Origin of the sequence: Natrinema pellirubrum DSM 15624, assembly GCF_000230735.2 — an archaeon.
GTDB classification, from domain to species: Archaea; Halobacteriota; Halobacteria; order Halobacteriales; family Natrialbaceae; genus Natrinema; species Natrinema pellirubrum.
This window is the reverse complement of the sequence record NC_019962.1, coordinates 748383-766363: the sequence shown is the minus strand read 5'-3', so window position 1 is coordinate 766363 and position 17981 is coordinate 748383. Positions and strand designations below refer to the sequence as shown.

Below are 17981 nucleotides of genomic sequence, written 5' to 3'. Positions count from 1 at the left end.
GGGTTGGACGACGCCGGTTTTTACGCGACCGTCGCACTCGGCCCGACGGCCTCGATCGCCTCACAGAAGATGTCGATGCCGAGTTCGATCTCGCGTTCGGTCGAGTCCAGCGGTGGCAGCAGCCGGATGGTCTTCTTGCCACAGCCCAGCGTCAGGAGGCCGCGCTCGAGGGCCGACTCGACGACGGCGTTGCGGCGTTCGGGGGTGTCGAACTCGACGGCCAGCATCAGCCCCTTCCCGCGGACGTCCTCGACGTGGTCGGGTGCGTCGTCCCGGAGGAGTTCCGTCGCCTGTTCGCCCCGTCGGGTGGCGTTGTCGAGCAGGTCGTGTTCCTGGATCGCCTCGAGCGTGAACGCACCCATCATCGAGCCGAGCAGGTCGCCGCCGCCGAAGGTCGAGCCCAGCCGGTTCTTCTGGCTGGGGAAGACCTCCGACCGGGAGATCGTCGCGCCGACGCGCAAGGCCTTCGCGCTGGCGATGACGTCGGGTTCGATCGGGTAGTGATCAGAGGCCCAGATCTCCCCGGTCCGGCCCACGCCGGCCTGGATCTCGTCGACGACCAGAGGAATGTCGTACTCGTCGGTGACGGCCGCGACTTCCTCCATGAACGTCTCGCTGGGGAACCGGTAACCGCCGACGCCCTGAATCGGCTCGAGCGTGAGGAAGGCGATCTCGTCGGGGTCGACGTGGCCGCCTTCGGGCGCGAGCATATTGCGGAGCTGCGAGCCACCGCCGGCGAAGAACCCGCAGTCGCAGCTGTCGGCGTCACAACCCCGGTCGGCGCAGAACGGTACCGTCTCGATCCCGCTGATCTCGGGGTAATGGCGCGTGTAGACGTCCTTGGACTTCGTCAGCGAGAGCGTGCCGAGGGTACGGCCGTGGAAGCTCCCCGAAAACGCGACGCCGTATTTGGCCGGTGCGCGGTAGTCGTTGGTGATCTTCATCGCGTTCTCCATGGCCTCCGCGCCGGAGTTCGAGAGGAAGACCGTGTCCATGCCGTACTGGCTCGAGACCTCGGTCAGTTTCTGCATGAGGTGACTCGAGCCGGGGAACTCGGCCTCGTCGGGATTGGGGCCGGAGCCGAAGTACATGTCCTGGCCCGCGATCTTCATCGGTTCGACGAGGTCGAACTCGCGGACTTTCTCGAGGACCTTCTCGTTGTTGTAGCCCAGCGGTGCCGCACCGATGTGACAGGTGAAATCGAGCAAGACGTTGCCGTCGACGTCCGTGACGAAGGGGCCGTCGGCCTCGCGGGTCACGTCCCAGACGAACTCGTGAGAGTACTCGCTGGGCGCGGAGTACTCCTGATGGAAGTCGACCCACTGCTGGGCGTTCGGCCCGGGAAGCGCGTCCGCATCGGGTTCCGCCGTGTCCCTATCCATACACAGTTTATGTGTACCTCGTACATTAAAACTTGTTATAGATTGGCGAGGGTGTGCGGTCACGACGGGAAAAACGCGGACAGCATGACGGCCGGCGGGTATCGCCGAACCGCGGACGGAGGGCCGCGAGACGGTCAGTCGTCGTCCGTTTCGACGGTACCGGCGGGGCCGGACGGCGAGTCGGTATCGGTCTTCCGGCTCGAGCCGATCAGGACGGTTTCGTCCTGCAGGAGGACGCGACCGTAGTTCGAGCCGAAGTCCTTGATCAGCGAGAGCATCGCGAGGAAGCAGACGAAGGCGAAGGGCGTCCCGGTGATGATCGCCGCCTGCTGGAGCGTGTTCGCGCTGCCGGTCCCGCCGAGGATCATCAGGATCGCAGCGGTCATGCCGAGGACGACACCCCAGAAGACGCGATTGATGGTCGATGGGCGCGCCTTGCCGCCGGTCGTCATCATCGAGACGGCCAGCGTCGAGGAGTCCGCGGACGTGACGAAGAACGTCGTCACGAGGATCATAAACGCCAGCATGAACAGCGATCCCAAGGGGAACGTTTCGAACAGGATGAAGCCGGAAACTTCAGGCCCAGCTTCACCGGCAATCACCGCACCGAAGTCGGCGATGCCGTTGTGGTGTGACCAGACGGACGTGCCGCCGACGATCGTGAACCACGGGATGGTCGCCGCTGAGGTCGCGACGATCCCGGTAAAGGCGACTTCGCGAACCGTTCGTCCCTTGGAGATACGGGCGATGAACAGGCCCGCGAACGGCGACCACGAGAGCGCCCACGCCCAGTAGAAGACGGTCCAGGTGTTCATCCAGTTCGTCGCCTCGGGGTTTCCTGCGCCGTAGTTGGATAGCGTGACTATAATTCACTGCTCGGTGATGCCTCTCACCCTGAGCTGAGTTCTTCTCCACCGAGGATAGACTGGAGCTGTTCGGGCGGATCTAGTCCTCGTCGTTTCCACGTGGCCAACATGGTCGTGATCGTCTCGTGAATCTGGACCCCTTCGGCTGAGCGGAGGGTCCGGAACATCTTCCGCAGCACAACTTGCTCGCGCAGAGCGCGCTCTGCGCGATTATTCGTCGAATCGACATCTGGCTCTGTAACGAACGTCAGCCAGTGCCCTAACCCGTTCCTGATCTTCTCGATCAGCTTCTTGACCTCCTGTGCCTCGTAGTCTTCCCTGATCAGGCCTTCCAGATGTAACGACGCCTCCGCCCGCTTTTGCTCGCGGGCGGAGGCGGACGGATCCTCCTCGTCGAACGCCGTTAAATCGTCGTGGAGAGCGTGTAACTCCTCAGACAACCTCTCTGCTTCCTCGTACCGTTCAGCAACGTACTCCGCCTCCCGCAACAGATGTGCCCAGCACCGCTGGAGCTTCGTGTGATAGCTCGGATACGCTGACCAACCGTCACAGCTGAGCGTTGAGTCCTCGGCGAAGTCCTCGCCGAGGACGTCCTCTAACACCTGGCTTCCACGACTCTCATCAACCCAGAACAGCACTTCTTCGTCAGTAACGAACGTCCACGCCCAGTGTTGCTCTCCGTCAACAGGAAAGCCCGTTTCATCGCAGTAGACGACGTCACTTTCCTGAATACGGGCTTTGACATCGTCATACGCGGGTCGCAGCCGGTCTGCGACCCGCTTGGTCAGGTTGTAGATCGTCCGATGAGAGATGGGTGTATCGAGCTCCCAGTCAAACAGCTCCGCCTGTTTACGGTTTGGAAGTCGCTGATGGAACCTACCGAGGGCGGTTTGGGCCATGATATTTGGCCCAAACCGCCCGGTTTCCGGGCAGTCAGGATGTTCAGCAACGACTTCGTTTCCACAGGAACAGCGGTGTTTGCCGAGTTCGTACTCGACGACAGTGGTTGGAATAGGGAGAGGTATGTCGATAATCGTCCGTGAGATGTAGCTGTCCGGGTTAGAGAGGATTTGCTCACAGTCTGGGCAATATCCCTGATCGACTCGAATAGTCTCCTCTGGTTCCGGAGGCGGTCGAGTTGTTCCTTCGTGACCTTCGTCACGTCCTGGAGAGGAGTCGCTGGCGGCGTCAGCGTCGCCGCCAGCGTCGTCCCCTTGGTCTTCGTTCTCTTCCTTGTCGCTGTCACCGTTGCCAGGTGATCCAGCCGCGCCACCCTGCTTACTGGGTGGTGTGTTTGGGTTTTCGTACCGCTTGAGGCGAGTCTCAAGTACCTCTATCTGCTGTTGCTTTACAGCGAGTTGACGACGGAGAAGGCGGTTCTCGAGCTTTTGGACTACGAGTTGCTGGCGGAGATGCGTACTGTTCTCGGTGCGGATCGCGGAATCTATCGATTCCGGCGATCCGCCAATCCCCAGCGACACACTTGGTTCACCATTGAGAGACCATTCATGAGACTGCTACGAAATCGGTCTGACGGCAAATCGCTATCCAACTACCCTGCGCCGAAGGCGCCGGCCCCAGTGAAGAGGCTCATCGAGACGAAGTCCGTGATCATCCCGCCGACGGCCTGGGTCCCGAGCAGGATCAGGAACAGCGTCGGACCGACGATGAACGTCCCCACCATGAGAACGACGAAGAGGATCATGTTGAAGTTCGAGAGCCGGCGGATCCCCTTGTCGACCCCCAGCACCATCGAGGTAGTGAACAGGAGCGTCATGAACGTCACCACGAGGAGAATACCGATGTTCCCCATACTGATCCCCCACTGGTAGTCCAGTCCGGTGATGAACTGGCTCCCGATGAAGCCGAGCGAGGTGGCCACGCCGCCGATCGTCGCGAAGACGGCGAGGATATCGACGACCTTGGCGACCGGACCGTCGAGATTATCGGCACCGATGATCGGCGTCAATGCCGAGGACACCCGCAACGGGACGTTCTCGTAGTTGTACGCGAAGTAGCCGATCGCGACCCCCATGATCGTAAACACCGCCAGCTGGGGCAGGGCCCAGTGGAACAGCGTCTGCTGGATTGCGACGGTCATTGCTGCGGCCGATCCCCCCTCGACGCCACCGAACAGGGGCGATGGGTTCGAGTAGTAGAACAGCCCCTCGGTCGGGCCCCAGAACACGACGCCAGCGGCGAACCCCGCGGAGTACAGCATCGCGAAGAACGACAGGAAGCTGTACTCCGGATCCTCGTCTCCCATCTTGATCTTTCCCCACGGGCCGATGATCAGGAACAACAGGAAGACGACGATCAGGAATACGATCAACAGCAGCGCCCAGTTGAACACACCGAGCATCTGATCGTTCAGCGTCGAGATACCGTTCTCCACCGTACTCGGACTGATGAAGAACGCCGCGATCACCCCGACGGTCAACAGCGCGCCGAACGCGAAGACCGTCGTGTCGATCTCCTCGAGGAACTCGTCGACCATCCCCTGCTCCGCGTCGCTCATCCGGCTTCACCCCCGTGAATCGAGCGACTACTCGCTGATTGCCCCGTTCTCCACCGACCATTTGCCATGCTGCGTAATGGCATACCGCGACCATTGACGCCGTATACAATAAGTGTTTCTCACTCACGAGAATAATAAACGAATTACGTTTAGTTCTACACAAGACTAAAACACACCAAGTATAGCCGCGATATGTTCAATCAGCCACCAAACTAAGTTAGAAAACAAAATACCAAACCTATTCTCGGACAGGAGATAGATGGCGGAATACCGGGTGGAATCAGAAATCGTATTCGGATCGGAAGTGGCACCAGTCGAGGGCGAAGCGCGTGCTGGACTGGAGTTGCGTGTCGTGGAGAGGTGTCACCACCCACGACGTGAGAACGAACGCGTGGGAACCGCGACCGGGTACCGGCCTCGAGTCGCCCGTCGTCGCAAACGGAATTCGATGACAGGTCAGTCGGTTAGTTCTTCGACTGCCCGCTCGCGGGCCTCGGTGCTTTCGGTTACCCGCTCGGCGAACTCGTCGACCCGGTCTTTGATCTCCGCCCGTGTTTCCGTCGGCGAAAAGTCGTCGGACATCGTCAGCAGACGGACGAACGCGCGGAGTTCCTCGTCGGTGAGCTGGGCGAACTCCTCGTGTTCCAGTTTGTCGACAACCTCGTCGACGTCGATCTGGCCGACCGGATCAACGTTGAACTCGACGTTGACCATCCGATAGTTCGAGCCGGCCAGGCGCTGTTCGGCCTTGCCGACCCCCTCCGAGAGCATATCCTTGAACGGGGTGTGATACCCCATCGTCCCGAGATGGAGGAACGCGAGCATATCGGTGATCCCCTGGGTGTAGGCGTCGCGTTCGTCGTCGTCGGGGTCGAAGACCGTCTCCCGGTCGCGTTCCTCCATGTACTCGAAGAGAATGCTGAAATCGAGAACGGCGTTGCGTACCCGCCGTCGAATGCGGTTTCGCTTCTGCTTCTTGGAGTGGTCGGTGTAGTCGGTCTTCCGACCGAGCAGGAAGTCGCGGTCGGAGGGCGTGAGAATCCCGCGCGGGCGATCCGAGTCCGCCGCCGTCCGTAGCGACTCCGGCACGTCGTCCTGGCTCATGGAAGATACACGGAGGTCGCGCGAATTAACGTTTCCCATTCCGGGAACGTGGTAGCCTTCCGACAGTTCTCGAGCGCTCGTTCCCTCGGCAGCTAGTCCGAGGGTTCGGACCCGCGGACGGTCGCGCCCGCTCGAGTCGGCCGATGGCCCGGTATCAGTCCTCGTCGTCGCCGTCCCCGTCGGAGAGCCGACGGATCGCCCGCACCCACCTGTCGTGGGCCGCCTGACCGGGATCCGCGTACGGATCGTACGCAACGTCGTCGGCCGTCCCGATGTGGGCGCGCTCGTCTCCGTCGGTCGTCCGCCGCCACAGGCCCACCGCTACCGCGATCAGCAACAACACGGTCAGGGACGCTATCAGGACGTCGACGGGTCTCTCGAGCGGGAACACGACGAAGAACAGCACGAGCGAAAGCACGACCAGTTGGGACACGTAGAAGAGCAGCCACGGGAAGTCGCTCGAGAACTCGATGGACCGATCCATTGCTCGTCTGACGTGTCGGCGCTGCGGCCGCATAATTTTTCCGGGCGGCATCCGACCCCGCCGTCGACGGGACGAATGGACTCCGCCTTCCCCGACTGCTACGGTCGCCGCCGGGAGAGTTCGATCGCCGTCTCGGCGAGCAGTGCCACCCCCACCTCGAGGCTTGTCTCGTCGATGTCGAACGTCGGCGTGTGGTGGCTCGTCGGGTGGTCGGCCCCGATCAGGACGTAGGAGGCCAGCCCGCCGTTGTTTTGCACTCGCTGCATGAGATAGGTCACGTCCTCGCTCACGCCGAACTCCTCGGTCGGGATCACCCGCTCGACGCCGTCGACGTCCCACGCGACGTTGCCCACGAGATCCCGCAGAGCGGGGTGGCTGTCGACGCGCGGGGACTCGCTGATCATCCGCGGCGTCACGTCGCAATCGTGCATCTCCGCGGCGGCATAGCAGACCCGCTCGAGTTCGGTGCGCGTATACTCCATCAGAGCGGTCGTCTCGCCGCGGACCTCCGCCTCGATGGTGACCTCCTCGGCGATGACGTTGCTCGCGGTCCCGCCCTCGATCCGGCCGACGTTGACCCGGGTCAGCCCGTCGCTGTGGCGGGGGATGCCGTAGGCGTTCTGGATGGCGGTCGCGGCCGCCTGCATGGCGTTTGCCCCCTCGTTCGGGGCCTTCCCCGCGTGGGCGCTTGCCCCCTCGAAGGTCGCGGTGAGGTGGGCCATCGCCAGCGGCTTCTCGATGCCGGCGACGATCTCGCCGGTGGGATGATCCAGCCCGACGTGCAACGCCAGCAGGTAGTCGACGTCGTCGAGGTGGCCGCTCTCGGCCATCGCCTTCCCCCCACCGGAGATCTCCTCGGCCGGCTGGAAGAACACCTTGAACGTGCCTTCGAACTCGCTTGCTTTGACCGTCTCGAGCGCCCCAAGCGCCATCGCGAGGTGGGCGTCGTGGCCGCAGGCGTGCATGTAGCCGTCGTGTTCCGACCGGAACCCCTCGGCGGCCGGCCGGTGATCGTCGGCCGTCGACTCTCGCATCGAGATCGCGTCGAGGTCGACCCGCAGCCCCAGACAGGGCCCCTCGCCTTGCTCGAGCGTCGCGACGACCCCCGTGTGTCCGTCGGCGGTCCGCTCGAGGAGGTCCGACCGAACCCCGGCCTCGCGGGCGCGCTCGCGCCACGGTTCGAGTTCCGACTCGGGCGGCACCGCCATCCGCTCGTCGGTCGCCAGCGCCTCGCGGCCGACGGCGATCTCGTCGACCCCGATCCGCTCGAGTTCCTCGACGACCCGGGCCGTCGTCCGGAACTCGCGCCAGCCGGGCTCGGGGTGGCGGTGAAACGCCCGCCGGAGATCCCGCACTCTGTTTCGCACCTCGTAGGACATTCTTGCCGGTTGTACGCCCGGCGGATACTTAACCATAGTCAATAATCGTATACTGTTTCATCACGATCGATGGCAAATCGCCGGGCGGTCGGTCCTGCGCCGAGGCGTGTCCGGAACCGGTCGAAACCACACGACTGCACGCCGTTCAAGTACTCCTTTCCATTCACCGTCCGGTCCTTGGTGGGGGCGGAGTCGCGTTTGGGAGCCAGCAAATCCGCCCCGGGGTTTACTTCGAACCCGACCGATGCCGGGACTACCCATGACGACCCTCCCGACGTGGATCGAGGACCGAATCGATCCCACGTTCGAAAAGAAACTCACGCAACGACACGTCGTCGAGGTGATGCTCGAGTCGGATCGACCGTTCTTCTCGATTCGACAGCTCCAGTCCCGCGTGCGACCGACCGTCAGCACGGAGACGGTTCGGAACCGCCTCGACGAACTCCGCGAGATCGACGTCGTCGCGGCGGAGACCTACCCCGAGACGATCACGCTGTACTACGTCAACCACCCCGAGTCGCAGTGGCCGCTCTCGCCCGAGGGAAAACGTGCCCTCGAGTACGAGACACCGCTCGAGACGCTGTCTGCCGGGGACTTCCTCCGACTTCGCAACCCCGCGGGGATCAGAACGCTGGTCCTCGCGGGCTTCCAGTTGAGTCTGGTGCTTTTCAGCGCCGGCGTCGTGTTGACCGCCCTGTCGATCGAGGCCCCGGTCAGTGCCAGTCACGGGCTCTGGGTGGCCGCCGGGAACCTCTTCGTCGCCTGTCTCGTATTGCTCGTCGCCGAACGCGCCGTTCGTAAGCGCCGCGACGGCGGAACCGCCGCTTCGGTGCCGACGGCTGATCGATCGAACCCCAACTAATAGCACACACGACAGAACACATGTCACAACCAACCGCAACGACCGAACCCGGCCCGTCGATCCTCACGGAGCGGACGCTACTGGGCATTTTCGTCCACTTCATCGCGATCCTGCCACTCGTCGGCATCGTCGCCACCGCCGTGATCTATCTGGTATCGACCCACGACTTTACCCGCGCCAACGCCCGGAACGCGCTCAACTGGCATCTGCTGGTCAGTGGCTCGTTCATCGGGACGGTCGTCCTCGTATTCGGGCTAGATGCGCTGTTCGAGTACGTCTCGGCACCGGACCTCCTCGAGACGGTCGTCTTTCTGCCGGTCTTCGTCCTGACGGTCCTCGCGATCGTCCTCGGCGCTCTCAGCGTCTTCGTCTGGATCGTCGCGATGGCAAAGGCGATCTTCGGCGAGGCCTGGGAATACCCCTTCGCGCCGGCGTTCGTCGGTGCCGACGCGGACGGTGACCAACCGAGTTAACCCAAGTACGCGGTCGCGTCCAGTTCGACACGGACGTCCTCGGGCAGTCGGGAGACCTCGACGCAGACCCGCGCGGGCGGCTCATTACTGAACCGCCCGCCGTAGGCCGCGTTGACCCGCTCGTAGTCCTCGAGATCGGTCAGGTAGACCGTGACTTTGACCACGTCGGCGAGACCGTCACCGCCGGCTTCGTCGACGACGGCCGCGATGTTATCGAGGACCCGATTCGTTTGCACCTCGATGTCGCCGTCGACGACCGCGCCCGTCCCGGGATCGACGGGGCCGTAGCCGGAGACGTACAGCGTGTCGCCGGCGCGGACCCCCTGCGAGTAGGGGTTGTCGTTGCTCGGTGCGTCGTCGGTTTCGATGGGATCGATGTCGGACATGTGGATCGTCGTGGGCTCGAGTCAGGCGGTTCGTGTCGCCTCGGCGGTGACCGCCTCGATCGCCTCGACGACGACGTCCAGTGCGGTTTCTGCCAGGTCGTGGGTCAACACCAGCGGCGGCAGGAACCGAAGGACGTTGCCGTGGCGGCCGGCCGTCCAGACGAGGACACCCTTCTCGAAGCAGTACTGCTGGATGGCGTCGACGAGGTCGCCGTCGGGCTTGCCGTCGGCGTCGACGAACTCGGCACCGATGAACAGCCCCTTGCCACGAACGTCAGCGAGGTGGGCAGTGCCCTCGCCCGCCTCGCGGAGCCGCCCCCGAATGTACTCGCCGAGATCGCGGGCGTGTGCGAGCAGGTCGTGGTCCTGAATGTACTCGATCGCGCGGGTCCCGGCCCGCATGCCGACGACGTGGCCCCGGTAGGTGCCGGCGTGGTCGCCCGAGCCCCAGGTATCGAGATCCTCGTGGTACATCGTCGCCGAGAGCGGGAAGCCGACGCCGCCGAGCGCCTTCGCGCTGGTCATCGCGTCGGGGGTGACTCCCTCCCAGTCGCTGGCCCACCACTGGCCCGTCCGACCGAGCCCGCTCTGGATCTCGTCGAAGACCAGCGTCACGTCGTTGTCGTCGGCGATATCGCGCAGCCCCTGCAGGAACCCCTCCGGGGGCGTGACGATCCCGCCCTCGCCCTGAATCGGCTCGACGATGATCCCCGCGGGGTTCGCGAGACCGCCGTAGGGGTCCTCGACGATCGCCTGGACCTCCTCGAGGGCGTGGTCGACCGCTTCCTGGGGTGCCTTGTCCTGGCGGAACGGATGGGGGTACGGCGCGTGGACGACATCGGCGAGCAGCGGCGTGTAGTCACCCTTGAACTTCTTGTTCGAGGTGACGCTCATCGCGCCGGTCGTCGCGCCGTGGTAGGCACCGCGGAACGCGATGAGGCCGTCGCCGCCGGTGTTGTACTTGGAGAGCTTGATCGACGCCTCGATGGCGTCGCTCCCCGTCGGGCCGCCGAAGACGACCTTGTTCTGGCCCTGCAAGCCGTCGGGTGCGATCTCGTCGAGTTTCTCGATCAGCTCGAGCCGTGCCTCGGTCGGGAAGTCGACCGTGTGGACGAACTTGTCTGCCTGCTCGTGGACCGCCTCGAGGACGTACGGGTTCGAGTGGCCCACGTTGAGGACGCCGATCCCCGCGAAGAGATCGATGTAGGTGTTGCCGTCGGCGTCCCGAACGGTTGCGCCCTTGCCCTCCTCGAAGGCGATCGGGATATCGTCGGGATACGCGACCGCGCTGCTGTCGATCTCACGCTGTTTCTCGAGCAAGGCCCGCGTGTTCGGGCCGGGAACGTCGTCGACGGTCGGTGCGTCCGCGAAGTGGAGTTCGTCTATCGGCGGTCCTGCCGTCATACGTAGTGGCAAGGGAACCGATTACAAATAACTTGTCCACGATATTCATGCAGACTGTATACAGATACTGAACACGGTCCGGGGTCGGTGACTCGAGATGCGACGAGACCACACCGCGATGCCGTCTTCGCGTTGCGATCGATCGACGGCGGTCGAACCCCTTCGGACCGCGAGAAGCCGGCCCACGAGAGCCGTTCGCAGGTCCTTCCCGTAATCAGGGAGTTTATCATCGGTTCCGACACAACTCCGGGCGATGAACGTCCAAACTCGAGCGCGCGGTCCGTCGAGACGGTCGGTATCGAACGCGACCAAGCGACGTAGACACCGGTCGAAACGGACCGACGAGCGCGGAGGTCCGCACTCTGTCGGCGTCGTCAACGCAGCGTCGGGCCGCGTCCTCGGACCAGCCGAGGGCGGCGGGGGTGGCCCCGTATGAGCGCCGACGAGGAACTCGCGAAGGACCTCGGCCTGCTGTCGGCGATCGCGATCGGGATCGGGACGATGATCGGAGCCGGTATCTTCGTATTGCCGGGCACCGCGGTGGCTCGCGCCGGCCCGCTCGCGGCGCTTACCTTCGTCATCGGCGGCGTCACCGCGCTGTTCACGGCGCTGTCGGCTTCCGAGCTGGGGACGGCGATGCCCAAGTCCGGCGGCGCGTACTTCTACATCAATCGCGCCCTTGGTCCGCTCTTTGGCTCGATTAGTGGCTGGGAGCGTGTCATAGAATCCAACTCATAGCTTGAGCATCTCACGTCCTGGATCGTGTCCTCGCTCGTAGTTGGTGATTGCAATGACGATCCGAAGACATAGCGCAACGAACACTTCTGTTCGTGCGTGGACGCGGCCTCGGGCGCGGACGTGCCCGAGGCCGCAGTCCTTGACTGCGTCGTTGGTTCGTTCGATTCCTGTCCGGTTGTTGAACGTCTCGTCCAAGATGGATCGTTTCAGCTGAACGTCCTCGCTGTGTTCCTCAATGCGGTCTTCGACCCTGTACTCGATGTCTTTCGGGTCGTCAGTGTTTCGCGGGTTGTACGGAGCGATTGGCACGACTCCTGCGGTCAGCAGGTAGTCGTGCCAATCGAGGATGTCGTAGGCGCTGTCTCCAAGCATCCAGATCGGTGTATCGACGGCGAGCGCGTCACCCGTGACGCGCATCGCCGTCTCTTGGTCTGCTTGTTTGGCCTGTGTGAACTCCGCTGCTATCGGGATCTTTGCACCGGTTGAAACGATCGTACAGCCGAAGCCGTAGTAGTACTCTTCGGCTGTTGGATCGTAGTTCCATGAGGCAGCGTCGTTGTACTGGATCGCCTCGATGTGCGTCGAATCGATAGAGTACGTCGAGTCGAGCAGGCCGCGGACGGCGGCCTGCTCGACGAGCCTGTCGAAGACATCGTTGATAATGTGTTCGAGATCAGTGAGAAACCGGTCAATGGTGTCTCTCGATGGCGGTTTGTCGAGTCCGCAGTAGTACCAGACAAGGCCGTGCTGGAGTTCTCGCGTGACTGGGCGTGTTCCGTAGATGTTCTTGTAGTAGCAATGGAGAAAGGCGCGAAAGAGATCAGGTGGCTGGTGAACTCGTGTTCGCCCCCGGCGAGCGGGGGCGAACACGTCGTACTCCAGTAGAAACTCGAACTCAAGATACTCAAACAGCGGAACTGTTTCCGTAGCCGCTGCATTCAAAAACTCATCGACCGAAGCAACGTCTTGCAGGGTCGCGGTTGTGCTGGACACACTTTCCGCACCCTGCTGCTTCGTACGTGACGCTTTCTATGACACGCTCGGCTGGGCCAACTGGCTCGGACTCGCCTTCGCCTCCGCGTTCTACATGTACGGGTTCGGCGAGTACGTCAACCAGCTTGTGGGCGCGCCGGCGCTCGCGCTCGGTCCCGTCACGGTGTCGGCCGCCCAGACGATCGGCCTGATCGGCGCGGCGCTGTTTATCGCCGTCAACTACATGGGCGCGAAGGAGACCGGCGGCCTCCAGATCGGGATCGTCCTCACGCTACTTGCCATTCTGGGCGCCTTCACGATCGTCGGGCTGTTGAACGCCGACCTCGAGTCGCTGCGGCCGCTTGCCCCGGAGGGAACGACCGGCGAGGTGCTGCCGGTGACCGCCATCGTCTTCGTCTCCTATCTCGGCTTCGTTCAGATCACCTCCGTCGCCGAGGAGATCAAGGACCCCGGCCGGAACCTCCCGCTGGCCGTCATCGGCTCGGTCGTCATCGTGACCGTCGTCTACGCGCTCTTCCTGCTTGTCCTACTCGCGGCGGTCCCGAACGACCTCGTCGCGAACAACGACACCGCCGTCGTCGAGGCCGCCGAACTGCTGTTCGGACAGTACGACATCTTCGGGTTCGGCCTGGGAACGCTCGGTTGGGGACTGCTCTTGCTGGGCGGTCTCCTCGCGACGGCCTCGAGCGCGAACGCCTCGATCCTCTCATCCTCGCGGATCAACTTCGCGATGGGCCGGGAGAAGATCATCTCGCCGTCGGTCAACGAGATCCATCCCCGCTTTGGCACGCCGTACAAGTCGATCCTGATCACCGGCTCGCTCATCATCGTCTTCCTGCTCTTTGGCAACCTCGAGATCCTCTCGACGGCCGGCTCGGTGTTGCACCTGATCGTCTACGGCCTGTTGAACATCGCGTTGATCGTCATGCGGGAGGCCGAACCGGCCGACTACGATCCGGACTTCGAGGTGCCGCTGTATCCGGTCGTTCCGATTATCGGGACGATCTCGTCGTTCGCCCTGATCGCCTACATCGAGCCGTTCGTCATTCTGCTGTCGGCGGCGTTGGTCGTCTTCGCGGGCGCGTGGTACCTGTTCTACGCCCGCCAGCGCGTCGAGAGCGCCGGCGTCTTCGCCGGATGGATACTCGACCGCTCCGAGGAGATGCCCGACGCCGCGGTCGCCGCAGCCGACACCGTCCGCCCCGACGCCGCCAAAGCGGCGGATGCGGGCGCGACGGGTGACGACTTCCGCGTGATGGTCCCGCTGGCCAACCCCCGGACCGAGAAGGAACTCATCACCCTTGCGGGAGCCATCGCGAAGCAACGCGGCGGCACCGTCCACGCGGTCCACATCGTGCAGGTGCCGGACCAGACGCCGCTGGCACGCGCCGAGGAGAACGAGCGCCTCGACGCCGAGTCCAAGAAACTGCTCGAGCAGGCCCGGACCGACGCCGAGACGTTCGGCGTGCCCGTCGAGACCCACACCGTTCTCTCACATCGCTCGTTCGAGGAGGTCTTCGACGCCGCTCGCGCGTTCGAGGCCGATCAGGTCGTCATGGGGTGGGGACCGACCGCCCACGGCCGGGCAGAGTCCCGCATCGACGAACTGACCCACGATCTCCCCTGTGACTTCCTCGTGTTGAAAGATCGGGGCTTCGATCCGTCCCGCATCCTCGTCCCGACCGCGGGCGGCCCCGACTCGGCGCTCAGCGCCGACGTCGTCCGACTGCTTCGCGAAGAGTTTGACTCCGAGGTGACGCTGTTGCACGTCCTCACCGACGACGAGTCCCTCGCTGAGGGCGAGCAGTTCCTCGAGGAGTGGGCCGCCGAGAACGACCTCGCCGACGCCGAGTTGCGACTCGAGGACGGCGACGTCGAGACGGCCATCACCGAGGCCGCGACGGAGGCGACGCTGGTGGTCCTCGGCGCGACCGGGAAGGGCCTGCTCTCGCGGATCGTCCGCGGCTCGCTGGTCTTAGACGTCCACGAGGACATCGAGGGGTCGGTGTTGCTGGCCGAACGGGCCCGCGAGCGCTCCATGCGCGAGCGGTTGCTGGGTCACGACGAAGAGTGAGCGGCCGGGAACCGGCACACCGCCGCTACCGCCTGTAGCGGCTCGAGAAACGGAGGAATCCTCTTGTCAGTTGCGCCCCCAGTAGGGGCTATGATCCCGCCGATCGCGAACCGGTTCGTCGCGGGGGAGTCCCCGGCCGAGGCGCTCGCACACGTCCGGCAACTGAACGGCCACGGCGTGAACGGCATCGTCAACCTGCTCGGTGAACACTACGACGAGCGGGAGCCAGCAGCCGCCGACGCCGCCGAGTACCGACGGCTCGTCGCCGACATCGCCGGCTCGCGGCTCGGGGCCTGCATCTCGGTCAAACCCTCACAGTTGGGCCTCGAGATCGACGAGTCGGTATTCCGGCGGGAGCTGGAAGAGATCGTCGCCGCCGCGACCGAGCGAGGCGTCTTCGTCTGGATCGACATGGAGGATCACACGACGACCGACGCGACGCTGGACGCCTTCGAGGCGGTCGCTCGTGAACGGGACGGCGGTGAGCGATCCTCGTCGGACCATCGATCCGACGATGGGGTCGGCGTCTGCCTGCAGGCGAACCTCCGACGGACCCGGGCCGATCTCAGGCGACTCGCCGACGTCCCCGGCAAGATCCGGCTGGTCAAGGGGGCCTACGATCCGCCCAGCGACGTGGCCTACACCGATTCCACGCGCGTTGATCAGGAGTATCGGACCCTGCTCGAGTACGCGTTCGAACACTACGACGGCGGGATCGCGGTGGGCAGCCACGATCCGGCGATGATCGAACACGCGACGGCGTTACACGACCGTTACGGCACCGACTTCGAGATCCAGATGCTGATGGGCGTCCGCGAAGCGGCCCAGTACGAGTTGGCCGAGGAGTACGACGTCTATCAGTACGTCCCCTACGGCGACCGCTGGCTGTCGTACTTCTATCGTCGGGTCGCCGAACGGCGGGAAAACCTCCGGTTCGCGCTTCGGGCCGTTCTCAGCAGCTGACCGGGACCGATATACGGCCGTTGCTCGAGACCTCGAGCCCCGGTCGGCCTCGAGCGCGACCGACGGCCGATCTCGGGGTAAACCACGGCCGGTATGGCTCGCCGAAAGGCGGGTGATTCGACCCGTCCCGTTTCCGTAGAAACCGGCAACCGGCTCGGTCGTTCGTCCCGTCGCTGCTCCCACCGCTCGAGATCAAAGGATAGTATAAAGGCGAACGGGTTCATCGTGAGGGACATATGACGACGACGCTCGGTACGGCGAGCGCGGGGCCCGGCGAGATCGATACGGGCCGTCTCGAGGTCGGCGAGACGCGGGATGGCAGTCCGTTCGGACTGCCCGTAGCCGTGGTCAACGGCGCGAAGTCGGGGAAGACCCTCTACATGCAGGCGGCAAGCGACGGCGACGAACTCAACGGCGTCGGCGTCGTCCAGCGGGTCGTGCCGCGACTGGACCCCACCGAACTCTCGGGGACGATCCTGATCGTCGGGATCGTCAACTACCACGCGTTCCAGGTCGCCGAACACCGGAACCCGATCGACGACACGAAGATGAACAGGGCCTATCCGGGCAACGAGGGGGGCACCTCGACCGAACGGATCGCAGCCGCGACCTTCGAGGCCGCCTCGCGGGCCGACCTGATCCTCGATCTCCACCAGGGCTCGACCAGCCGGATGCTCGACGAGGTCCGGGTCCGCTGTGGGAAGCGCCACCGGCTCCACGACCAGTGTCTCGAGCTGGCGAAGGCCTTCGGCTGCGGCTACGTCCTCGACCAGAAGGGACCGGACGGCCAGTTGGCCCGCGCGGCCCCCGACGAGGGGATCCCGACCGTCGACCCCGAACTCGGCGGCGCGGTCGGCTGGGACGAGGAGAGCATTCGAAAGGGCGTCGCGGGCGTGTTCAACGTTCTCAAGTACTACAACTTCCTCGAGGAGGGGACCCCGCTCGAGACCCAGACTCGAGCGAAGGGCTTCGAGCAGTACGGTGCCCCTGCCGGCGGGCTCGTGACCCGAACGAAAGACCTCGGGGACCGCGTCCGCCCCGGCGAGACGCTGTTCGAGGTGACGACTCCCTTCGGCGAGCCGAAAGCGGAGGTGACCGCCGATAGCAAAGGAATCCTCTGGCGGGCCAGACGGCTCCCGCAGGTCGCGACCGGCGAGTACGTCTGCTCGGTCGGGACCGACATCGACGAGTACTAACATGCCGGCCGATCTCACCTGCCCCGACTGCGGGACCGTCTACGAGGCCGGACCGGACGAGCCCTGGCGCTGTGGCTGTGGCCACGCCCTGGAGTTCGATGAACGACCGCACCCACAGGGCGATCCGCTCCCGTTGCATAGCCTCGACACGACCGAGGGGCTGTGGACCTTCTTCGAGTTTCTCCCGATCGAACAGCACGTCACCTTCTACGAGGGCTTTACGCCGCTGGTCGAGGCCCCCGACTGGGACGCGCAGTTCAAACTCGAGTACGTCTTCCCGACGGGGTCGTTCAAGGACCGCGGTGCGACGACCACGCTCTCGCGGGCGGTCGAACTCGGCGTCGAGAAGGTCATCGAGGACTCCTCGGGCAATGCGGGCGCGTCGATCGCGACCTACGCCGCGCGGGCGGGACTGGACGCGGACATCTACGTCCCCGCCGACGTCAAGCAGTCCAAGCTGATGGCGATCCAGCGGGCCGACGCCCGCCCGGTTCGGATCGAGGGCTCTCGGGAGGACGTCACTGCCGCCTGTCAGCGGGCCGTCGAGGGCGACGGGGAGCGCGATGCCCCCTACCAGACCGGCGACGGCTGGTACGCCAGCCACGCCTGGAACCCCGCCTTCTACGCGGGTACGATGACCTTCGCGTTCGAGGTGGCTGCCCAGCAGGGCTGGACCGTCCCCGACGCCGTCGTCCTCCCGATCGGCCACGGGACGCTCTTTTTGGGCGCGTATCGTGGCTTCTCGCTGCTGAACGAGGCCGGCATCGTCGACGGGATGCCCCGACTGCTGGGCGCGCAGGCGGCCGGCTACGCACCCATCGTCGCCGCACTCGGCGGCGACACTACCGACGCCGACGGTGAGGCGACGACCATCGCCGACGGTATCCAGATCACCGAGCCCGCGCGCGGCACCGAGATCCTCGAGGCCATCGAGGAAACCGACGGCGACGCCATCGCCCTCGGCGGGGATCCGATCGAGACCGCGCTCGATCGACTCCACCGCAACGGCTTCTACGTCGAACCCACCTGTGCGGTCGCGCCGGCGGCCCTCGAGCAGTACCGCGAGGACGGCGTCATCGACGACGGGGACGACGTCGTCGTCCCGCTGACCGGCAGTGGATTGAAGACCCTTTGATACGGTCTGCTGTACGTCATTTCC

The 17981-nt window shown here is 64.4% G+C and carries 14 protein-coding genes and 3 pseudogenes; 7 read left to right on the top strand and 10 right to left on the bottom strand.

Annotated features, from left to right (window positions below):
* Positions 1 to 20: 20 nt before the first annotated feature.
* The 7 genes and pseudogenes from NATPE_RS03780 to NATPE_RS03745 all read right to left on the bottom strand — a co-directional run bounded on the left by NATPE_RS03780 (position 21) and on the right by NATPE_RS03745 (position 7733).
* A complete protein-coding gene (locus tag NATPE_RS03780) occupies positions 21 to 1382 on the bottom strand; it encodes an aminotransferase class III-fold pyridoxal phosphate-dependent enzyme (RefSeq protein ID WP_006180115.1) in 1362 nt (453 codons plus the stop codon).
* A gap of 134 nt (positions 1383 to 1516) precedes the next feature.
* A pseudogene (locus tag NATPE_RS03775) lies at positions 1517 to 2206 on the bottom strand (BCCT family transporter); the annotation flags it as partial.
* 65 nt (positions 2207 to 2271) lie between these two features.
* Positions 2272 to 3729, bottom strand: coding sequence for an IS66 family transposase (gene tnpC / locus NATPE_RS20960; RefSeq protein ID WP_015298749.1), 1458 nt, complete (start codon positions 3727 to 3729; stop codon positions 2272 to 2274).
* Between the two features lie 80 nt (positions 3730 to 3809).
* Positions 3810 to 4766, bottom strand: a pseudogene (locus tag NATPE_RS03760) (BCCT family transporter); the annotation flags it as partial.
* A 456-nt stretch (positions 4767 to 5222) separates the two neighbouring features.
* Entirely contained in the window at positions 5223 to 5870 is a 648-nt protein-coding gene (locus tag NATPE_RS03755) for a hypothetical protein (RefSeq protein WP_006180119.1), read from the bottom strand.
* Between the two features lie 154 nt (positions 5871 to 6024).
* Entirely contained in the window at positions 6025 to 6354 is a 330-nt protein-coding gene (locus NATPE_RS03750; RefSeq protein WP_006180120.1) for a hypothetical protein, read from the bottom strand.
* A 98-nt stretch (positions 6355 to 6452) separates the two neighbouring features.
* Positions 6453 to 7733, bottom strand: coding sequence for an amidohydrolase (locus tag NATPE_RS03745; protein ID WP_015298748.1), 1281 nt, complete (start codon positions 7731 to 7733; stop codon positions 6453 to 6455).
* 259 nt (positions 7734 to 7992) lie between these two features.
* On the opposite strand from NATPE_RS03745, the gene NATPE_RS03740 reads away from it, so the two are divergent.
* Together NATPE_RS03740 and NATPE_RS03735 are read left to right on the top strand one after the other, a co-directional pair.
* Positions 7993 to 8595 (top strand): hypothetical protein, encoded by a 603-nt coding sequence (locus NATPE_RS03740; RefSeq protein ID WP_006180122.1) that lies wholly within the window; start codon positions 7993 to 7995, stop codon positions 8593 to 8595.
* Positions 8596 to 8615: 20 nt separating this feature from the next.
* Positions 8616 to 9068: a DUF4870 domain-containing protein gene (locus tag NATPE_RS03735; RefSeq protein ID WP_006180123.1), complete on the top strand. Its 453-nt coding sequence runs from the start codon at positions 8616 to 8618 to the stop codon at positions 9066 to 9068.
* Here NATPE_RS03735 and NATPE_RS03730 read toward each other — a convergent pair.
* Together NATPE_RS03730 and NATPE_RS03725 are read right to left on the bottom strand one after the other, a co-directional pair.
* A complete protein-coding gene (locus NATPE_RS03730; protein WP_006180124.1) occupies positions 9065 to 9454 on the bottom strand; it encodes a Rid family detoxifying hydrolase in 390 nt (129 codons plus the stop codon). The genes NATPE_RS03735 and NATPE_RS03730 overlap by 4 nt on opposite strands.
* Positions 9455 to 9475: 21 nt before the next feature.
* Positions 9476 to 10858 (bottom strand): aspartate aminotransferase family protein, encoded by a 1383-nt coding sequence (locus NATPE_RS03725; protein ID WP_006180125.1) that lies wholly within the window; start codon positions 10856 to 10858, stop codon positions 9476 to 9478.
* Positions 10859 to 11290: 432 nt separating this feature from the next.
* Here NATPE_RS03725 and NATPE_RS03715 point away from each other — a divergent pair.
* Positions 11291 to 11569 (top strand): annotated as a pseudogene (locus NATPE_RS03715) (amino acid permease); the annotation flags it as partial.
* 21 nt (positions 11570 to 11590) lie between these two features.
* On the opposite strand, the gene NATPE_RS03710 reads toward NATPE_RS03715, so the two are convergent.
* A complete protein-coding gene (locus tag NATPE_RS03710) occupies positions 11591 to 12589 on the bottom strand; it encodes an IS5-like element ISNpe2 family transposase (protein ID WP_015298795.1) in 999 nt (332 codons plus the stop codon).
* Between NATPE_RS03710 and NATPE_RS03705 the strand changes: the two genes are divergently transcribed.
* The 4 genes from NATPE_RS03705 (at position 12579) to NATPE_RS03690 (ending at position 17957) form a co-directional block, all read left to right on the top strand.
* A complete protein-coding gene (locus tag NATPE_RS03705) occupies positions 12579 to 14663 on the top strand; it encodes an amino acid permease (protein ID WP_006180128.1) in 2085 nt (694 codons plus the stop codon). The genes NATPE_RS03710 and NATPE_RS03705 overlap by 11 nt on opposite strands.
* A gap of 90 nt (positions 14664 to 14753) precedes the next feature.
* Entirely contained in the window at positions 14754 to 15626 is an 873-nt protein-coding gene (locus NATPE_RS03700; protein ID WP_006180129.1) for a proline dehydrogenase family protein, read from the top strand.
* Between the two features lie 236 nt (positions 15627 to 15862).
* Entirely contained in the window at positions 15863 to 16822 is a 960-nt protein-coding gene (locus tag NATPE_RS03695) for a succinylglutamate desuccinylase/aspartoacylase family protein (protein WP_006180130.1), read from the top strand.
* A gap of 1 nt (position 16823) precedes the next feature.
* Complete coding sequence (locus NATPE_RS03690) at positions 16824 to 17957, top strand: threonine synthase (RefSeq protein ID WP_006180131.1); 1134 nt, start codon at positions 16824 to 16826, stop codon at positions 17955 to 17957.
* The last annotated feature ends 24 nt before the right edge of the window (positions 17958 to 17981 follow it).